At 57.5% G+C, this 18,067-nt stretch carries 16 protein-coding genes; 6 read left to right on the top strand and 10 right to left on the bottom strand.

Annotated elements, in window-relative coordinates; all coding sequences use genetic code 11:
• Positions 1-6 precede the first annotated feature (6 nt).
• A complete protein-coding gene (locus CU100_RS05835; protein ID WP_106715537.1) occupies positions 7-1,824 on the bottom strand; it encodes a pseudouridine synthase in 1,818 nt (605 codons plus the stop codon).
• A 119-nt stretch (positions 1,825-1,943) separates the two neighbouring features.
• Between CU100_RS05835 and CU100_RS05830 the strand changes: the two genes are divergently transcribed.
• Positions 1,944-2,375 (top strand): nucleoside deaminase, encoded by a 432-nt coding sequence (locus CU100_RS05830; RefSeq protein ID WP_106715536.1) that lies wholly within the window; start codon positions 1,944-1,946, stop codon positions 2,373-2,375.
• A gap of 24 nt (positions 2,376-2,399) precedes the next feature.
• Here the strand turns inward: CU100_RS05830 and CU100_RS05825 are convergent, their stop codons facing one another.
• The 6 genes from CU100_RS05825 to CU100_RS05800 all read right to left on the bottom strand — a co-directional run bounded on the left by CU100_RS05825 (position 2,400) and on the right by CU100_RS05800 (position 12,291).
• Positions 2,400-5,300, bottom strand: coding sequence for an autotransporter family protein (locus CU100_RS05825; protein ID WP_106715535.1), 2,901 nt, complete (start codon positions 5,298-5,300; stop codon positions 2,400-2,402).
• A gap of 154 nt (positions 5,301-5,454) precedes the next feature.
• Positions 5,455-6,123, bottom strand: coding sequence for a hypothetical protein (locus CU100_RS05820; protein ID WP_106715534.1), 669 nt, complete (start codon positions 6,121-6,123; stop codon positions 5,455-5,457).
• Between the two features lie 186 nt (positions 6,124-6,309).
• Positions 6,310-9,228: an isoleucine--tRNA ligase gene (gene ileS / locus CU100_RS05815; RefSeq protein ID WP_106715533.1), complete on the bottom strand. Its 2,919-nt coding sequence runs from the start codon at positions 9,226-9,228 to the stop codon at positions 6,310-6,312.
• 272 nt (positions 9,229-9,500) lie between these two features.
• Positions 9,501-10,343, bottom strand: a complete 843-nt coding sequence (locus CU100_RS05810; RefSeq protein WP_106715532.1) for a MipA/OmpV family protein — start codon at positions 10,341-10,343, stop codon at positions 9,501-9,503.
• A gap of 106 nt (positions 10,344-10,449) precedes the next feature.
• A complete protein-coding gene (locus CU100_RS05805) occupies positions 10,450-11,430 on the bottom strand; it encodes a bifunctional riboflavin kinase/FAD synthetase (protein ID WP_106715531.1) in 981 nt (326 codons plus the stop codon).
• 12 nt (positions 11,431-11,442) lie between these two features.
• Positions 11,443-12,291, bottom strand: a complete 849-nt coding sequence (locus CU100_RS05800) for a TIGR01459 family HAD-type hydrolase (protein WP_106716028.1) — start codon at positions 12,289-12,291, stop codon at positions 11,443-11,445.
• A 159-nt stretch (positions 12,292-12,450) separates the two neighbouring features.
• Between CU100_RS05800 and CU100_RS05795 the strand changes: the two genes are divergently transcribed.
• The 4 genes from CU100_RS05795 (at position 12,451) to groL (ending at position 16,003) form a co-directional block, all read left to right on the top strand.
• Positions 12,451-13,455, top strand: coding sequence for a cation diffusion facilitator family transporter (locus CU100_RS05795; protein WP_106716027.1), 1,005 nt, complete (start codon positions 12,451-12,453; stop codon positions 13,453-13,455).
• A complete protein-coding gene (locus CU100_RS05790; RefSeq protein ID WP_106715530.1) occupies positions 13,452-13,763 on the top strand; it encodes an ArsR/SmtB family transcription factor in 312 nt (103 codons plus the stop codon). The genes CU100_RS05795 and CU100_RS05790 overlap by 4 nt, the downstream gene beginning before the upstream one ends.
• A 239-nt stretch (positions 13,764-14,002) precedes the next feature.
• Positions 14,003-14,299: a co-chaperone GroES gene (groES, locus tag CU100_RS05785; RefSeq protein WP_106715529.1), complete on the top strand. Its 297-nt coding sequence runs from the start codon at positions 14,003-14,005 to the stop codon at positions 14,297-14,299.
• Positions 14,300-14,356: 57 nt separating this feature from the next.
• Entirely contained in the window at positions 14,357-16,003 is a 1,647-nt protein-coding gene (groL, locus tag CU100_RS05780) for a chaperonin GroEL (protein ID WP_106715528.1), read from the top strand.
• Between the two features lie 90 nt (positions 16,004-16,093).
• Here the strand turns inward: groL and CU100_RS05775 are convergent, their stop codons facing one another.
• Positions 16,094-16,498, bottom strand: coding sequence for a winged helix-turn-helix transcriptional regulator (locus CU100_RS05775; protein ID WP_106715527.1), 405 nt, complete (start codon positions 16,496-16,498; stop codon positions 16,094-16,096).
• An 86-nt stretch (positions 16,499-16,584) separates the two neighbouring features.
• Here CU100_RS05775 and CU100_RS05770 point away from each other — a divergent pair, with 86 nt between their 5' ends.
• Positions 16,585-17,145 carry an NADPH-dependent FMN reductase gene (locus CU100_RS05770; RefSeq protein WP_106715526.1) on the top strand — a complete coding sequence of 187 codons (561 nt, stop codon included), beginning with the start codon at positions 16,585-16,587 and terminating at the stop codon, positions 17,143-17,145.
• 31 nt (positions 17,146-17,176) lie between these two features.
• On the opposite strand, the gene CU100_RS05765 is transcribed toward CU100_RS05770, so the two are convergent.
• Together CU100_RS05765 and CU100_RS05760 are read right to left on the bottom strand one after the other, a co-directional pair.
• Positions 17,177-17,530 carry a VOC family protein gene (locus CU100_RS05765; protein ID WP_106715525.1) on the bottom strand — a complete coding sequence of 118 codons (354 nt, stop codon included), beginning with the start codon at positions 17,528-17,530 and terminating at the stop codon, positions 17,177-17,179.
• A gap of 9 nt (positions 17,531-17,539) precedes the next feature.
• Positions 17,540-17,950 (bottom strand): SRPBCC family protein, encoded by a 411-nt coding sequence (locus CU100_RS05760; RefSeq protein WP_106715524.1) that lies wholly within the window; start codon positions 17,948-17,950, stop codon positions 17,540-17,542.
• Positions 17,951-18,067: the final 117 nt, after the last annotated feature.

Here is an 18,067-nt window from a genome sequence, read left to right as displayed (position 1 = left end):
GCCCTGCTATTTAGGTTTGCCGCTGCGAGGCGGGCGGGCTGAGCCACCGCCGGAACCACCTCTCGATGGTCCCTTCGGACCACCATATGGCCGGTCTCCACTCCGGCTATCCTGCCGGCCGGGCGAGCGCACCGGTTTGCCACCTGCACCATATGGTCGTTCTGAACGGGCCGGACGATCTCCTGCCGCAGGATTGTCTCGCCTTGCCTCGCGTTCCTTCAGTTCGGCGCGCTCGCGCTTGCCGACCCGGGGCGGACGATCCGGGCGGGCTCCATCGCGCGAACCTTCAGGCCGAGAGGAAGCAAAGGCGCGTTTCGGACGTTCAGCATTGTCCCCTTCGCTACGTGGAGGACGCGCCGAAAAACTGCGTGGCTTTTCACCGGCAGTTGACGAACGATTACTGCCGTGACGCTCGCCGGCGGGGCGCTCGCCCGCAGCCCTGGCGGAACCTTCACCAAAACGTTTCGGCTTGTCGGCACGCGAATTCTCCGACCGGCTTCGCTCATCTCGCGCTGCCACGGCCTTGATCCTTGCCTTTCCCATGGGGCGGGCGCCCGGCGCCATCCAGACATTGGCACCGCGGGATTTGCGAGGAGCGGCAGCTTCGTCCTCCTTGCGCTCCCGATCAGCCTTCGACGAGACACCATGCGGGGAGCGCGGCTTTCGATCGTCTTCGCGCGGTGCACGGGCCGGGCGATCATCGCGACCGCTGCGAGGCACCGCCGGCCGCTCATTGCGATCCGTGGTCCAGCGTGAAAGAGACTCCTCGCGCTTATCGTCCTTGGATTTGCGCGGACCGCGCGCTTTTGCAACCGGCGCGCTCGATATCCATTCGGATGTGCGACGTTCGGGACGCTCACTTGGTTGTTGTACTGCCTCGCCCTTTACCGCATCGTTGGAGAAGACGTTGATGATCGGAGCGTCGAAATCCGCGCCGGATTCTTCGATCAGCCGCTCGCCGAGCTGATCGCGCAAGGTCCGGCCATTCATTTCGCGGACCGAGCCTTCCGGCAGATCGCTGAGCTGGAACGGACCATAGGAAATGCGGATCAGCCGGTTGACCGAAAGCCCGAGCGCACCAAGCACATTCTTGACCTCGCGGTTCTTGCCTTCGCGCAAGCCGACCATGATCCAGACATTCGAGCCCTGCTCGCGCTCCAGATGAGCTTCGATAGCGCCGTAGAACACGCCATCGACGGCTATGCCATCTTTCAGCGTATCGAGCTTTTCCTGCGTGATGCTGCCATGGGCACGGACGCGGTACCGGCGCAGCCAACCAGTCGATGGCAATTCAAGCGCACGCGAGAGTCCGCCATCATTGGTGAGAAGCAGCAGCCCCTCGGTGTTGATATCGAGACGGCCGACGGAAAGCACTCGCGGCATATCCTTGGGCAAGGATTCGAACACGGTCTGGCGCCCTTCCGGATCGCGGTTCGTGGTCACCAGGCCCGCCGGCTTGTGATAGAGCCAAAGACGCGTGCGTTCTTTTTGCGGCAAAGGCTTGCCATCAACTTCAATGCGGTCCGCGGCAACTACGTTGATTGCCGGGCTTTCGAGCCGCTTGCCGTTAACCGAAATCCGGCCTGCAGCGATCATGGTTTCGGCTTCACGGCGTGAGGCGATGCCGGCACGCGCCAGCCGCTTGGCTATACGTTCGCCTTCTTCGACCGGTGCTTCTTCCTGCAAGGGCTTTCGCGGGCCGAGGCCGCGCTTGGCGGGAGCAGCATCATCGAACTTGCGCGGACTCCTGGCGCGATCGCCGGTATCGCTTCGCTTTTCGAAGGAGCGTTTGCCGCCCTTCCCGTCATCTTTTGAATTTGTCATGGAATGTTTGCCTTTCAGCGGGGCTAACTAACAGCTAAGACGTTTTCTTGCGAGTAAATTCTAAGGGACTCTTCGATTACTCCAACGAGGAGCGCTACGTGACCCAAAAAAACGATCCAATGAGTATAGCGCTGACGGAAGCCCATTGTGCTGCGACACGAGGCGAGGTGCCTATCGGTGCAGTCGTGGTCAAAGACGGGCAAATTATCGCGCGGGCTGGCAATCGGACGCGCGAACTCAACGATCCAACGGCACATGCGGAAGTTCTTGTCATTCGTGAGGCCTGCCACAAGCTCGATGACGAGCGCCTTACCGGATGCGATCTTTATGCCACACTGGAGCCCTGCACCATGTGCGCGGCGGCGATTTCGTTCGCGCGTATCAGGCGTCTCTATTACGGGGCGCAGGACATCAAGGGCGGAGGTGTGGAGAACGGCGCGCGATTTTTTGCTCAGCCTACCTGCCATCACGCACCTGAGGTTTATTCCGGATTCCAGGAGCAGCAGGCGGAGATCATGCTGAAAGAGTTCTTTCGCTTGAAACGGCTGTAGAAGTGGCTTGATCGAGTGCGAGTGCTAGAAGCGAACCGTCAGGTCCGCGCGAAAACCGTGATCCTGGACATCGCTGGCAATCTCACCCTGATAAGACAAACCGAACGTGGTCGCGGGTGCCAAAGCCATATCGAGTCCAAACTCCAACAGAGCGGCATTCCGCGAGATGGGGAGACCGGAAATTCCGAAATCATCCATGCCGGCAAAGGCAAGCTGCGACGATGGAGTGACATCGCCAAAGGCATGGCGCCACCCGGCCATGCCACGCAATGTGACGTCCGCCGCGCCAAGCGGTAGTTGCGTCGACACGCGCAGCCCCAGAACAGCAGATGTAACGTCATCGTCGGACGCGGTACCGGCAAGCGCCGCTGAACCACCCGTTTCTGTGAAGCTATCAAGGTGAAGATCGGCATAGGACAAATTTACAAAGGGCTCTAGTGCTGCGCTTTCCAACTGGATGGCATAGGCAAGTTCTCCGAATACCTGCGTCGTTCCGCCCTCATAATCTGCAGTCAATATCTCACTTGTTCCGGTGAAGGGAACCGATCGGTCCGTTTCCACGTCGTGCCACGTATACATTGCACCGGAGCGGAAATGCAGCGCGCCGACGGAAGCACCGCCATAGACGCCAAGATGAAAATTATCGATGTCGGCCGAAGCTTCAAGGCTCGCCTGGTCGATGCTGGTGCGGCTGTAGCCGGCCAGCGCTCCAACACGTGCGGTGTGGTTGATCTCGACATCGCCGCCAACCAGAAAACCTCCGAGGGAGCGCTCAAGGCCTGGTACCTGCTCATTGGTGTTCCAGTCAGCCCAAGAGCCGAAGCCCTGTCCCCAAACAGATAACCTGTCCCCGGCAACCGGGGGCTCGGCGCCATCTGGTCCATAGGCCATGACCGGAATCGCGGGCGCGGCAACGCCGTCCAGTGCAGCGCGGAGCCTGTTATTGGCAGCCTCGCGTATAAAACGGCTGTCTTCAAGCAGCACAGACTTGAGGGAGACGTGAATCTCTCCGGGCAACCGGGCGAATGTCAACGGTGCCATTTCCTGGTCGAGACCCAGCAAATTTCCAATGAGGGTATTATCATCCAGCGCAGGGGTGTTCGCCACAAAATCGTCCAGAGATCGCGCCGCGCTGCGCTGGTTGGGTGTTTTGGCAAGCGCGGCAAAATCGATATCGTTTCGGCGCAGTGTCAGCACCACGTTGTTCATATCGTAGGCAAGCGAGGGATCGAGAAACTGAAGGTTAGATGACACGCCCGTGAACCGGGTGCCACTTAATCCGCCCGCAGCCGAAAGAATTGTATAGGGCGTCTGAACTCGCCATAGGCCCGCCGACGCGATGACATCAACTTGGCCCCCGCTCAGATTTGCGTTCCCCGCCACCAATGTCCTGTCGCCAGTTCCGGCCGCGTCGGTCTCGACCTGATAGATCGACCCGGTATTGAAGGTCAGATCGCCGCCAATCCGCAGCGTGCCGACAGAATTACCTGGGGCAAGAAAGCCGCCATTATCGATTGCAACACCACCGGCGGTACCTGTTCCGCCAAGCAGACCCTGACGAACATTGATCACGCCGCCGAGCACGCCATTGACGATAAGGGCGCCGTTGCGAAGATTCGTGGTGCCCGTGAAGGCGCTGCTATCGCCGGTCTGAACCGTCGTACCCGACAGCACGTTGAATGTGCCTGAACCGCTCATTTCCGCCGAGAGCGTATAACTTCTCGCGAGATCAAGGTTGAATGTACCAGCACCAGCACCGAAGGAGATGCTATTTGTTTCGAGCGCGCCTCCCAAAATGTTGAGTACGCCGGTCGATCCGGCCGTGGAAGCGATGCGGATGACAGGGGCTGTCACTCTAGAGCCCTTGGTTGCAGTCAAGGTTCCCGCACCGGACTCTCCGACAATCAATTCCGACGCGGCGGAAACTGCGGACCCTTCGTCCGAAATGTTGATCGTTCCAGTTCCTGTATCCGAACCGATGCGGATAAACGGACTTTCAGCAGCAGCACCGCTGCCGACGTTCAAGGTTCCGGTGCCGGAATTGCCGACCACGATTTCCGATGCGGCGGAGATTGCTGTCCCCTCCCCGACAATGTTGACATGTCCGGTCCCAGCGCCGGCAGCTATATTGCTGGCAGGAACGCCAGCGCCCCCTCCTACGTCGATTCTGCCGAGACTGTGGAGCGAGCCGCCATCCGCCACTTCCAGCACGCCCGAGCCGCCGAGTCCGACAAATAGATAACGGCCCGGTTCGAACACCGACTTCGCACCCTGGATAGTTACCGTGCCATTGCCTCCGGCCGAACGTCCAATAATCGTGACCGTGTCAACTGAAACGCGACCACCATTCACGACAGCAAGTGAACCTGTACCTCGGAGGCCAACAGACATCCGGTCTCCAGCCTCCCAGAGTGAACCAGCGCCATCTACTCTAACCTCGCCCGAGGCACCCGCCTCTACGCCTAAAGCTGTTGCTGGGGCGGCGCCGGTACGATCCGGACCCGAGTCGAAAACCCGAGCACCTCTCTCGATGACAAGAGAGCCTGTTCCCGCATCGCCGATCAGGAGGTAATTGCCATACTCAAAGGATGAACCTTCACCCCTGACCGTTATGCTGCCGATGCCGCCCAAATAACGGCCGATTTTCGTCTCCAGGTAAGGAGGAATGAATTCGACATGTGAGAGATAGGCGTCACCGCCATCGCTTATGATTACTGCGCCTGTGGCATTGCCACCGACGTAAAGTGCAAATCCGACGTTCCAGGGGCTGGATTGCGGCCCTGGATCAGACCGAATTCCGCTTTCCACTTGACCGCTCGTGATGATTTGCTGCGCGAGAACTGGCTGGGCAAAAAAACAGACGCCAAGACTGAGGCTCCGACCGAGGGAGCGAATGCTGCTACGCTGTGACTTGGCCTCCGCCATGTGAACACCCAAACATTCGCGGGCGATCCCGACCTCTGGTCGAAAAGCATAGCACTTTAGTAGTATAATCTACAACGAACGTTTTAGATGTAATTAGTTGTATCGCGGGCACCAGCGGCGTCACGCATGCCATCCCAATCTGGCGAGCAGGCTTTTAGTTCCAGGGGATGAGGTTTTTCAGGCTGAAGCCTTTGTCCTTGCGGGCGGCGGCCTTGCGTTCGCGCTCCTTCTTCGCCTCATCCTCGCCCAGTTCATTGGCTGCGGCGGTCGCGGCGGGCGCGCGATATTCCAGCGGAGGCTCGCTCAAATAACGCCGGGTGGTCGGTGATCCCGCTGTCGAAGCCAGTTTGCGCGCGCGAAAATCAGCGCCTGCAGTGCTCTTCGAGCCCTGATTGGCGGGCGTATTATCATTGAAGAACCCGTATTCAGACTTGGCTGCGGGCTTCTGAGCGACGGGCATATCGTTCTCAACTTCGGGCACGAAGTTTGGGTTGTTCTGATTGGCTGTTGCTGTATCCCGGATACGCTTGCGGCGTGCCTCAGGCGATTCCGGCCAATTGGCGCTACCGCTTGTGACGACATCATTCTGCGGCGCCGGCAATTGCGCTATCTTGCCCTCAGCCGGGCGAACAAGTTCCGGCCTCGGATTATAAGCAATCTGGTTCTTCTTCTTGGGACCGAACGATGCGAGGTTCGACACGTCGTCGAGGAGTTGACTGCCGGCAGTCTTGTCCGTGCCATAGGTGGGCGACGACACGCAACCGCCAAGCGCCAGCGACGCAACCAGTACACCGAAAACCGTAATGCGTCCGTTCAAATCCATACTCACTTCCGACCCATGTCCGGGCAGTTCTGACTGCCGATCAATTATGCTTGATCTATGCCCTGCCTCTAAAATCAGGCAACTCAATGGCAAGCCTTTTACATGAGGCCAATTACATTAAGCAAGTCTGTGGACAGGTTTACCAAAAATATGGGGATCACTTGTCCAGCAAATCCCCATTCTTCGCTAAATAGCCAGTCTCCCAAGTTTTTCCAATTCGTGCAGTGCGGCGGCATCGCGCGCGGAAACATCCGGATAGACCGGGTCCAGGCCGACATCATGCGTGTAACGCCATGACCGCGCGCATTTCATGCCCGTTGCACGCTGCGATACAACAGCAACGCCCTTCACATCATCGGCAACGAATGCATCCAACGGACCCTTGTCGCCTTTGATCGTGATATCGCTGGTGATGCAGATCTCGGCCATGTCAAGACCGCTGACGGCAGCAAGCAATTCTGGATCCGTTATATAGACCAATGGTGCCGCCTCCAGCGACGAACCGATGGTTTTCTTTGCTCGCTCCAGTTCAAGCGCGCCAGTGACGACACGACGAACATCTTTCACCTTGCGCCACTTCTCGGCAAGCAGGTCGTTCTTCCATGCACCAGGCGTTTCACGGAATTGTTCAAGGTGCACCGACACGGCTTCCTTGTGGAGATCCAGCCACGCCTCCTCCATGGTGAACGGCAGCATCGGCGCAAGCCATGTGACGATACGATCAAAAAGATGGCGCACAACCTGCAACGCAGCTTTGCGCTTGAGGCTCGACGGAGCATCGCAATAAAGTGCGTCCTTGCGGATATCGAAGTAGAACGCCGAAAGCTCGACATTCATGAAATCGATAAGCGCGCGAGTGATACGCTTGAACTCGAACGAGTCATAGCCGGAGCGTACGACCTCATCCAGTTCGACAAGCCGGTGCAGCATCAGCTTTTCGAGCTCCGGCATGTCGGCATAGGCAATTTCGTCACCTTGATCATGAGCGAGCGTGCCAAGCATCCAGCGTATCGTGTTGCGCAATTTGCGATATGCATCGATATTGGTCTGGATGATGTTCTTGCCGAGACGCTGGTCTTCCCAGTAATCGGTGGTCATGACCCAGAGGCGGAGAATATCCGCACCGGAATCCTTGATGACGTCCTGCGGCGTGACCGTATTGCCGAGAGATTTCGACATTTTCCGCCCTTCCTCGTCCATGGTGAAACCATGGGTCACGAGGGTGTCGTAAGGCGCACAGCCACGGGTTCCGCAGCTTTCCAATAGGGACGAATGGAACCAGCCGCGATGCTGGTCCGAGCCCTCCAGATAGACATCGGCAGGCCATTTGAGATCCGGCCGGTCTTCCAGCGTGAAGACGTGGGTCGAACCAGAGTCAAACCAGACGTCGAGAATATCGCGAACCTGCGTCCACGGTTCATTGGCCTTGTCGCCAAGAAAGCGTTCCCTCGCACCTTCGGCAAACCATGCGTCGGCACCTTCCTGCTCGAAGGCCGCCAGAATGCGCGCGTTGACCGCATCGTCCTTGAGAACGTTACCATTGTCGTCAGCGAACACACAGATCGGCACGCCCCAGGCACGCTGGCGTGAGAGCACCCAATCCGGCCGGTCCTCGATCATGGCGCGCAGGCGGTTCTGACCACCCGCGGGAACAAAGCGTGTCTCGTCGATTGCGGCAAGGGCACGGGAACGCAGCGTGGTCTGATCGCCGAGGTCCTTGTCCATGTGGACGAACCATTGCGGCGTGTTGCGGAAGATGACCGGCTTCTTCGAGCGCCAGGAATGTGGGTACGAGTGCTTGAGGCGGCCTCGCGCAAAGAGCATGTTACGCGCGATGAGTTCGTCGATGACCGCCTTGTTGGCATCGCCCTTCTTGCCATTATCGTCCATGACGCGAGCTGGCCCACCTTCGCGATCGGGACCAAACCCCGGCGCATCCTTGGTGTAGTAGCCTGCATCATCGACAGTGAACGGGATTGCCGAAGAAATGCCGCGAGCTTCAAGGTCGCGAGCAGCATCGGTCCATGCATCGAAATCTTCGCGGCCATGACCCGGTGCCGTGTGGACGAATCCAGTACCTGCGTCATCGGTAACGTGATCCCCCGCCAGCAGAGGAACGGGGAACTCGTAACCGCCTGCGAGGCCTTCGAAAGGATGCGCCAAGGTCATTCCGGCGAGTTCCTCAGCCGAAACGGTCCGCAAACGCTTGAAAGTCAGCTTGGCTTTCGTTGCGGATTCTTCGGCAAGCGCATCGGCAAAGATCAGCTTTTCACCCGGACGTGGACCGAAATCATTCTCCGCCGTCTGAACTTCATACAGGCCGTAACCGACGCGTGGGGAATAGCTGACCGCACGATTGCCGGGTATGGTCCAAGGGGTTGTCGTCCAGATGACGACGTGAGCCGACGCTAAATCGTCTGGTCCCTGGGCAAACGGAAACTTCACCCAGATCGTGTCGCTTTCGACATCGGCATATTCGACCTCGGCTTCGGCCAGCGCCGTACGCTCGACCACTGACCACATGACAGGCTTGGAGCCGCGATAAAGCTGACCAGACATGGCGAATTTCAATAGTTCGCCGGCGATGCGGCTTTCCGCATGGAAGGCCATCGTCGTATAAGGGTTTTCGAAATCGCCTTCAATGCCGAGGCGCTTGAACTCCGCGGACTGGATCTTTATCCAATTGGCAGCGAACTCACGGCATTCCTTGCGGAATTCGTTGATCGGCACCTCGTCCTTATCCTTGCCCTTGGCGCGGTATTGTTCCTCGATCTTCCACTCGATCGGCAAGCCATGGCAATCCCAACCCGGTACATAGTTGGAATTGTAGCCGCGCATCTGAAACGAGCGGGTGATGACGTCCTTGAGGATCTTGTTCAGTGCGTGGCCGATATGGATATTGCCATTGGCATAGGGTGGGCCGTCATGCAGAACGTAAAGCGGACGCTCCCTGGCATCCTCGCGCAGCCTCTTGTAAAGGTTCATGTCCTGCCAGCGGGCAACGAATTCAGGCTCTTTGGCGGGCAGGCCAGCGCGCATGGGAAAGTCCGTCTGCGGCAAGTAGAGAGTTTTCGAATAGTCGAGTTTCGTGGACGTGTCGGTCATATTTCCAGCTTGTGATAGGGCCCGCGCGTTATCGCGGCGGGCAAAATTGGGAGAAATCATCTAAGCGCAAAGGCGCCGCCCCGGACCCTTCCGCACCGCGAAGCCGAAGCTTCACGAATGCGCCAGGGCCGGGCCACTAATTCGTAGTATTCGAACAGGTATGGGCTGTGCGCCAACCCAGCAAACGTTTTTCATGCCGCGCTTTTAGCAATCACTGCTGTCAGAATAAAGGGGCAGGCGCAATAAACTTCGCGTGCGCGGTTACCTGTCGACTATAGAGCGAAGTCGAAGCGGTAGGTTGCCTGTACACCCAGCGTTGCCTGATTGGCCGAACCGCGCTCCCTTACAAGGCTTGAATCCGCCGCCGGACCCATCAACCTGTTATATTCGGCATAGGCGCTCGTGGTAATCTTGTCCGTTGTCTGCCAAGTGATCTGGCCACCAACGCCGAGCGATTTGAGCCCGCCGCCGGGCGAATAGCGGGCAAGACCCGACGCAACGGACTCGCTGGCGGAAACGCCATAGAACTCCTCGAAATAGTCCTTGGAAGCCACCGTCGCACGCGGACCGGCAGAAACACGCACTGTGGGTGTTATGTCCTTGAATGCATCAATCGCAAAATCCGCTACCACGCCATCATGCGCGCCGATACCCCGCCGCACCTCGACACGCCCGCGGATATTGTCTGTCGGATAGAATTCGGCGAAGCCGCCGACCTCCACGCCCCAATCGACATCGTGGAGACCTTTTAGATCATCAGAATCACCACTGTCGCGGCCGGTGATCAACTTGCCTGTGAGACCGGCGCGGAAAACGCCCGTATCGATGAAGCCGAACGAGGCATTGTCGTTGAGCGAGGAAAAGCGCACCGAACGTCCGGCTCGGCCAAGAGAAATGACGGGGGCTGCGCGGAGCATATAATCTTTCGCACCCTCGTAGCGCGGAGCAACGAAACCCTTTGCGCCAAGCGTCAGGTACCAATCGCCCGACCACCAATGTTCGCCGCGCGGTGTGCTGGCTGTCTGGTTTTCAGGATAATACTCATCAGCGAGAATGGGTGTGGAAGTTGCAAAGGCGAGCGCTGCCGAAAGCACCGCGATAAAACGAATGGACATGAAAAAAACTCCGAAAGATCCTGCCGTGGGAGGCGGCAAGCCTGAGACCAGACTACGAAATGATAGATAAAATTGGATTGATTTCTATGGTAAACGATTTACGAAATCAGTCGAAATTGATCCTTTGGTCGAGAGGCGAGAGCGGCTTGACACCCTTCAACAAGGCACGCGCTTCCTCTTCGTCACGCCTGATCTGCTGCAACATCGGCTCGAGGCCCTCAAACTTTTCTTCGCCGCGAAGATAGCCGAAGAACGACACGGCGCAGACCTCGCCGTAAAGACTTGCTGCGAAATCGAAAACATATGTTTCGAGCAGCGGCTCGCCATCGATGTCAACTGTAGGACGGCGGCCGAAACTTGCCACACCATCGTAGAGTGTGCCGTCAGCCCTGCGAAAGCGCACGGCGTAAATGCCGTGTTTCAAATGGGTCTCGGGTGGCAGAACCATATTGGCCGTTGGAAAGCCGATGGTGCGGCCCAACTGCTTGCCGGCGATGACTTCGGCCCTGATCCGGTGTCGATAACCGAGAAGGCCTGCGGCCTCTACTACTTTTCCGTCGCCGAAGAGCTCGCGAATCCGGCTGGACGAAACGGCCTGGCCGCCTTCGTCGCGGAAGGCATCAACCAGGGTGACATGAAAACCGCGCCTCTCACCGGCGTCCATCAGGAAGGCCGGACCACCCTGGCGATTCTTGCCGAAGTGAAAATCGAAGCCGGTGACGATGCGGCTCGCACCCAGCGCAGCAACGAGAATCTGATCGACAAAATTATCCGCCGTCAATTGTGAAAACTCGCGGGTAAACGTGCATTCCACCACAGCATCGAAGCCGAGTGCCTCGAGAATCAATGCCTTCTCGGCCGCCGGTGTCAGTCTGTCGACTGGCTGGTCCGGCACGAACACGTTGCGCGGATGTGGTTCGAAAGTCAGGACGAGAGATGGTTTTCCCGCTTCACGAGCGGCTTCGAGAGCGCGCTCGAGCACCGCCTGATGGCCGCGATGCACTCCATCGAAATTGCCGATCGCGACCACGGCACCCTTTAGATGCTCGGGCACATGGTTTGGATCGCTCAGACGCAGGATCGACATGAACTTCTGACCTCAGGCCAACATGGGCATCGTGGCTACGGGATTGCTGCCGTGCTTTTTCAGGAATGCCTGCAGCTTTTCCAGATCGTGGACACCTCCCATGACATAATCACCCGCATGAATCCCACCTGAGATATAAAGAGCATCGATCCCGAAAAGGTCCGCGCCCTTGATATCGGTCAACATGCCGTCGCCGATGGCAATGACGCGGGCCCGATCGACCCTTTCGCCGCGCGACTCCTCAGCCGCAGCGACGGCGGCCTCGTAGATCGGCCGATGCGGCTTACCAGCGATCAGAGTCCGTCCGCCAAGCTGACCGTAATCGCGGGCGAGCGCTCCTGCGCACCAGATGAGCCGGTGACCGCGCTCGACGACAATATCGGGATTGGCGCAGATGAAAGGCAAGTCGCGTGAGCGAAAACGGGTCAGCATCTCCGCATAATCTTCAGGTGTCTCCGTCTCATCATCAAAGAGCCCGGTGCAGACGACAACGTCAGCTTCGCGTTCTTCGACGAGCTCGACGTCCAGCCCCTCGTAAAGCGTCTCATCACGCTCGGGACCAAGGTGAAAGACACGGCGCGGCGCAGCGCGGATCAGTTCACGCGTCACGTCACCAGACGTGACGATACGGTCATAGGACGATTCAGGGACGCCCAGCGAGTGGATCTGTTGCGCGACGCTGTCAAAGCGGCGCGGAGCATTGGTAATGAGCACGACCGTCAGACCAGCTTGCCGGGCCGCAACCAGGGCGCCGGACGCAGACGCGAACGAGTCGACGCCGTTATGCAGAACGCCCCATACATCGCATAGCAACACATGATAGCGATTGGTAAGTTCATCGAGGCGCTGCAAGTGTATCATGTCGGTCATGCCGATCCTTTCCGAGAACCCAAAGCCCGTCATCGCTTACCCGATTGCATGAAATGTGTCACCCATGATCGTCGGCGATTGTTTGGCCGCAGCATCATTGACTGCATACATATGAACATGTATTTATATGTTATCAACGCAGGGCAAGCCATGTCGCATTCACACGAAGGTCACGATCACGCACCGAAAATCACAGCAGATAATCAGCGCAAGGTGCTGATCGCGTTTTTCATTACGTTTGCTTTCATGATCGTCGAAGTCATCGGCGGTCTGTTGTCCGGATCGCTGGCGCTCATTGCCGATGCAGGGCACATGGTGACCGATGCAGCGGCGTTGGCGCTTTCCTACGCAGCATTTCATTTCGGCAAGCGCGCCGCCGATGAACGGCGCACATTCGGTTATTTGCGCTTTGAAGTCATTGCCGGGCTGATGAATGCCATCGCGCTCTTCGCCATTCTCATCTGGATCACCTATGAGGCCATCGAGCGGTTCCGCAACCCGGGCGAGGTTCTGGCGGGACCCATGCTTATCGTGGCTACCATAGGCTTGGCCATCAACATTGCTGTATTCTGGATACTGACGCGCGGTGACAGCGAACATGTGAATATCAAAGGAGCCATTTTGCACGTGTTGGGCGATCTCCTCGGTTCCGTTGGAACGATCATCGCCGCGGTCGTCATTTATTATACTGACTGGACGCCGATTGATCCCATCCTTTCGGTATTTGTCTGCCTGCTGATCCTGCGCAGCGCTTGGGCACTCTTACGCAACTCGATGCATATCCTGTTAGAGGGTGCACCGGCGAATGCCAGCCCGGAAGAGATTGAACAGCATCTGAAACAGACCGTTCCTGGCCTCGCCAATGTCCGCCATGTGCATGTCTGGATGATCACGTCCGGCAAGGCGCTTTGTACATTACACGTCTTGCCCGCCGCGAACGCGGACCCAAGGCTGCTGGTCAAACATGTCGAAGTCGAGCTCAGGACAAAATTCGACATCGAGCATTCCACAGTCGCAATTGATTGGCCGGATACGACCACCGACGATTGTTGCCTGGGCGCCGAGATAGGCGGCGATCATGGGCACGAAGAACATGACCATGCGGATCATGACCATGCAGCGCATGACCATGATCATGAGGGACATAAACATTGAACAAACTGGCGATCCCATCGCAGCTAGATACGATAATCCTCGCCGAAACATTCCGGCTGCTCGGCGATCCGACGCGCCTGCGCATCCTGTTCTTCTGCCTCGACGAGCCAAGATCTGTCGGCGACATAGCGGCGAGCCTCGACCTGTCGCAATCGCTGGTCAGCCACCACTTGCGGCTATTGCGCGGCGCACGGCTGGTACGCGGCAACCGGCAGGCCAAGCAGATATTCTACGAGCTTGCCGACAGGCATGTCAGCGACATGCTCGTCGACATGGCGCACCACGTATGCGAAGACAGCGATGAATGAGCGTCCTATTGGAGGCTGCCTTTTGTCCCTGCCACGTGAATCCTGTATCGCTTGGCCCAAAAAATCAGCTGCCTTGAAAACTGTTGTCATGAATATTTCGCATGGCTTTCCCTTGACTCTTTTTCCCCTTCCCACTATCTCCGAGCGCAGTTAGCACTCACCCATGTCGAGTGCTAATAACGCGGATGGCGCTGCCGTCCGCGACATCGTTTTGTCACCAACCATCAAGGGTTCTAACCATGGCCAAGACCAAGTTCCGCCCGCTTCATGACCGCGTCGTAGTACGCCGCGTCGAATCCGAAGCGAAGACCGCAGGCGGCATCATCATTCCGGATACTGCCAAGGAAAAGCCACAGGAAGGCGAAATCGTCTCCGTAGGCACCGGCGCTCGTGACGAAGCAGGCAAGCTCGTACCATTGGACGTCAAGGCAGGCGATCTTATCCTGTTCGGCAAGTGGTCCGGTACGGAAGTCAAGATCGGCGGCGAAGACCTGCTGATCATGAAGGAATCCGACATTCTGGGTATCCTCGGCTAATCACCGTCATTTCAACAAAATTTCGATCAAACCGGGTTCAATCCCAGGAGAGATAAAATGGCTTCTAAAGAAGTAAAATTCGGCCGCGACGCGCGTGAGCGCATGCTGCGCGGTGTCAATATCCTTGCAGACGCTGTCAAGGTAACGCTCGGCCCCAAGGGTCGTAACGTTGTCATCGACAAGTCCTTCGGCGCTCCGCGCATCACCAAGGACGGCGTAACCGTTGCCAAGGAAATCGAACTTGAAGACAAGTTCGAGAACATGGGCGCACAGATGGTTCGTGAAGTCGCTTCGAAGACGAACGACATTGCCGGCGATGGCACCACGACGGCTACTGTTCTCGCCCAGGCTATCGTTCAGGAAGGCGGCAAGGCCGTCGCTGCCGGCATGAACCCGATGGATCTGAAGCGCGGCATCGATCTTGCTGTTGCTGAAGTCGTCAAGCAGCTCGGCAAGAGCGCCAAGAAGATCAAGACTTCGGAAGAAGTTGCGCAGGTTGGCACGATCTCTGCCAATGGCGAGACTGAAATCGGCGAAATGATCGCCAAGGCAATGCAGAAGGTCGGCAACGAGGGCGTTATCACCGTCGAGGAAGCCAAGACCGCTGACACCGAGCTCGAAGTCGTCGAAGGCATGCAGTTCGACCGCGGCTATCTCAGCCCTTACTTCGTCACCAACCCTGAAAAGATGGTTGCTGATCTCGAAGACGCTTATATCCTTCTGCACGAGAAGAAGCTTTCGAACCTCCAGGCTCTTCTGCCGGTTCTTGAAGCTGTTGTTCAGACCTCCAAGCCACTCGTCATCATCTCTGAAGACGTTGAAGGCGAAGCTCTTGCTACGCTCGTCGTCAACAAGCTGCGTGGCGGCCTGAAGATTGCTGCTGTCAAGGCTCCTGGCTTCGGCGACCGCCGCAAGGCCATGCTGGAAGACATCGCGATCCTCACCGGCGGTCAGGTCATTTCCGAAGATCTCGGCATCAAGCTCGAAAGCGTCACGCTCGACATGCTCGGCCGCGCCAAGAAGGTGTCGATCACCAAGGAAAATACCACGATCGTTGACGGTCATGGCAAGAAGGGCGAAATCAACGCTCGCGTCGGCCAGATCAAGCAGCAGATCGACGAAACCACTTCCGACTATGACCGCGAGAAGCTGCAGGAACGCCTTGCCAAGCTCGCTGGCGGTGTTGCCGTTATCCGCGTTGGCGGTGCAACGGAAGTAGAAGTGAAGGAAAAGAAGGACCGTGTTGACGACGCTCTCAACGCAACACGTGCTGCTGTTGAAGAAGGTATCGTTGCTGGTGGCGGCGTTGCTCTCCTGCGCGCTTCGGCTGGTCTCACCCTCAAGGGTGCAAATGCCGACCAGGACGCTGGCATCAACATCGTTCGTCGCGCTTTGCAGGCTCCGGCTCGCCAGATCGCAACGAACGCAGGCGATGAAGCATCGATTGTCGTCGGCAAGATCCTTGAGAACAAGAAGGACACCTACGGCTACAATGCGGCCAATGGCGAGTACGGCGATCTGATCGCTCTCGGCATCGTCGATCCGGTCAAGGTTGTTCGTACTGCTCTGCAGGATGCTGCATCGGTTGCTGGTCTCCTCGTCACGACGGAAGCCATGATCGCCGAAGCTCCGAAGAAGGACAATGGCGGCGCTCCCCAGATGCCAGGCGGCGGAATGGGCGGCATGGGCGGTATGGACTTCTAAGAAGTTCACCTCTGAAACATATGAAGAAGGCGGGTTTCGACCCGCCTTTTTTATGTCGCTACCGTGCCAGAGGCACAGATGATGGATGTCTTACTCTGCCGCGTCAGCAAATCCGGGCCGTACGCCGGCATCATGAGCTGCGTCGAAACGGGCTCTTGCCTCGCTGACGCGTTGCTCGTTCTTGATTGCCCAGTCGCCCAGTCCCCGAAGCGGCACCAGCAGATCACGGCCAAGATCGGTCAATTCGTAATCCACACGTGGCGGAATGGTCGGATAAACCGTCCTTGTGACGAAACCGTCACGCTCGAGGCCCCGTAGCGTACTCGTCAGCATCTTCTGAGAAATCCCGTTGATGGCCCGCTTCAACTCATTGAAACGCATCGAACGATTGCCAAGATAATTGACGACCAGCACCGTCCACTTGTCGCCCACCCGCGTCAGGATGTGATGAACCGCCGTGCAGGCGGGAGTTACTTCAAAGTGGCTCGGTTTCAAAAAAGTGCCTCCTTGCGGCTTTCAGGCAGTCACTTATATAGCGCCGGTCACAATTAGTTACCATCCCAAGACAAGGATTTCTCGACATGGCTAAAGCAAAGATCGGCATCATCGTTGGCAGCACGCGCATCGGCCGTTTCGCCGAAACTCCTGCCAAATGGATTGCTGGACTAGCGGACAAGCGCGACGATATCGAGGTTGAGATCCTCGATCTGCTCAACTACCCAATGCACTTCTTCGGCGAAGAGCGCACGACGACTGCTCAAACCGAAACGGCAGAGCGCTGGAAAAAGAAATTACGAGAGTTTGACGGCTACATTTTTACCGTCGCTGAATACAACCACGGACCGACGGCTGTTCTGAAGAATGCGATCGACCTTGGAGAATTCGTCCACAAGCCGGTTGGATTCGTCGGTTATGGTGGCGTTGGCGGTGCCCGCGCGGTCGAACAGCTTCGTCTCATCTTCGTGGAAATGAGCGCCGCTTCGGTCAAGACCGGCGTTCACATCGCCTTCCAGGAATATCTGAGCGTGATCAAGGGCGAGAAAAAGCTTGATGACTATGCTCACCTCAACGAAGCGGCAACCAACCAGCTCGATCAGCTTGTGTGGTGGGCAAACGCCCTCAAGGCGGCACGAGCCGCCTGATCAGGCTGTGAGCGGCTGCGCTGGCGGCCGCTCACTTGTCCGACCAGACCGCAAGTTCATAACCCTCCGGATCTGTGAAATGGAACCGGCGCCCCCCGGGGAAATCGAATATCGGTTTGACGATTTTACCCCCGGCGCTTTCGACGCGCTTCAGCGTGTCGCCAAGATCATCGGCAAACAGGATCACCAGCGGACCACCTGGCTTGCCCCCTGCCGACCTTGCGAAACCACCTTTGAGATTACCATCGGAGAATTCGCAATAGTCAGCGCCATAATCCGTGAAAGTCCAGCCAAACGCATCGCCGTAAAAACCGCGTGCACGTGCAATATCCTTCACGTTGAATTCGACATAATCGATTTGCTTGTCCTTGCCGGAAGTGCCCATTGTTTCACCTCATGCTATCAGTTGCGCCTCAAGCAGATCCTTGAGCCTTTGCAAATCCCGCATCACCCAGGCTGCATCGGCCGTAAATTTCTCGTCATCCATTCCGGGCAGGCGGAACAGAGTGAAGATCACCTCGGAGCTTTCGCCGTTGGCGACCACCCGCAACGGAATATAGACTTCCTCGCCTGTTTCAGTCGTTACCCAGTGATCAAGCACGCCGACATTGTTCGGGGGGGCAAAGCGAAGCCTAAGCTTGCCGGCGGGGCCATCCCCTACCCACTCGTCCCCTGACTTTTGCAAGCCAGACGATAGGCCGGACGCCCATTCGGGTAGGTTTTCCGGTGTGCTTACATAGTCATAGACGTCGTTCCAGTTTCTCTGAATCGAAACCTGAAGGGTCCGCGCTTCATGTGTCGCCATCGGTTGGTCCTCCCGAAGTGCTCTAATCGATTTTAACTTAGCACGGCATCGATTCCAGACCAACATTCACCCTTCGAACCTTGCCTCACGTGGAGCTTCGCAGTAGTGCTTGCGCGA

The sequence above is a fragment of the Phyllobacterium endophyticum genome (genome assembly GCF_003010935.1).
Lineage (GTDB): Bacteria > Pseudomonadota > Alphaproteobacteria > Rhizobiales > Rhizobiaceae > Phyllobacterium > Phyllobacterium endophyticum.
Note: the sequence above shows the minus strand (reverse complement) of the source record. Positions and strands in the feature narration are given on the sequence as shown.

Coding starts and splice junctions, on each gene's coding strand:
- CU100_RS05830 (WP_106715536.1), top strand. CDS start 1,944: ATGAGTATAGCGCTGACGGAAGCCCATTGTGCTGCGACACGAGGCGAG.
- CU100_RS05770 (WP_106715526.1), top strand. CDS start 16,585: ATGGCTAAAGCAAAGATCGGCATCATCGTTGGCAGCACGCGCATCGGC.
- CU100_RS05795 (WP_106716027.1), top strand. CDS start 12,451: ATGTCGCATTCACACGAAGGTCACGATCACGCACCGAAAATCACAGCA.
- CU100_RS05810 (WP_106715532.1), bottom strand. CDS start 10,343: ATGTCCATTCGTTTTATCGCGGTGCTTTCGGCAGCGCTCGCCTTTGCA.
- CU100_RS05820 (WP_106715534.1), bottom strand. CDS start 6,123: ATGGATTTGAACGGACGCATTACGGTTTTCGGTGTACTGGTTGCGTCG.
- CU100_RS05805 (WP_106715531.1), bottom strand. CDS start 11,430: ATGTCGATCCTGCGTCTGAGCGATCCAAACCATGTGCCCGAGCATCTA.
- CU100_RS05765 (WP_106715525.1), bottom strand. CDS start 17,530: ATGGGCACTTCCGGCAAGGACAAGCAAATCGATTATGTCGAATTCAAC.
- CU100_RS05800 (WP_106716028.1), bottom strand. CDS start 12,291: ATGATACACTTGCAGCGCCTCGATGAACTTACCAATCGCTATCATGTG.
- CU100_RS05825 (WP_106715535.1), bottom strand. CDS start 5,300: ATGGCGGAGGCCAAGTCACAGCGTAGCAGCATTCGCTCCCTCGGTCGG.
- ileS (WP_106715533.1), bottom strand. CDS start 9,228: ATGACCGACACGTCCACGAAACTCGACTATTCGAAAACTCTCTACTTG.
- CU100_RS05760 (WP_106715524.1), bottom strand. CDS start 17,950: ATGGCGACACATGAAGCGCGGACCCTTCAGGTTTCGATTCAGAGAAAC.
- groL (WP_106715528.1), top strand. CDS start 14,357: ATGGCTTCTAAAGAAGTAAAATTCGGCCGCGACGCGCGTGAGCGCATG.
- groES (WP_106715529.1), top strand. CDS start 14,003: ATGGCCAAGACCAAGTTCCGCCCGCTTCATGACCGCGTCGTAGTACGC.
- CU100_RS05835 (WP_106715537.1), bottom strand. CDS start 1,824: ATGACAAATTCAAAAGATGACGGGAAGGGCGGCAAACGCTCCTTCGAA.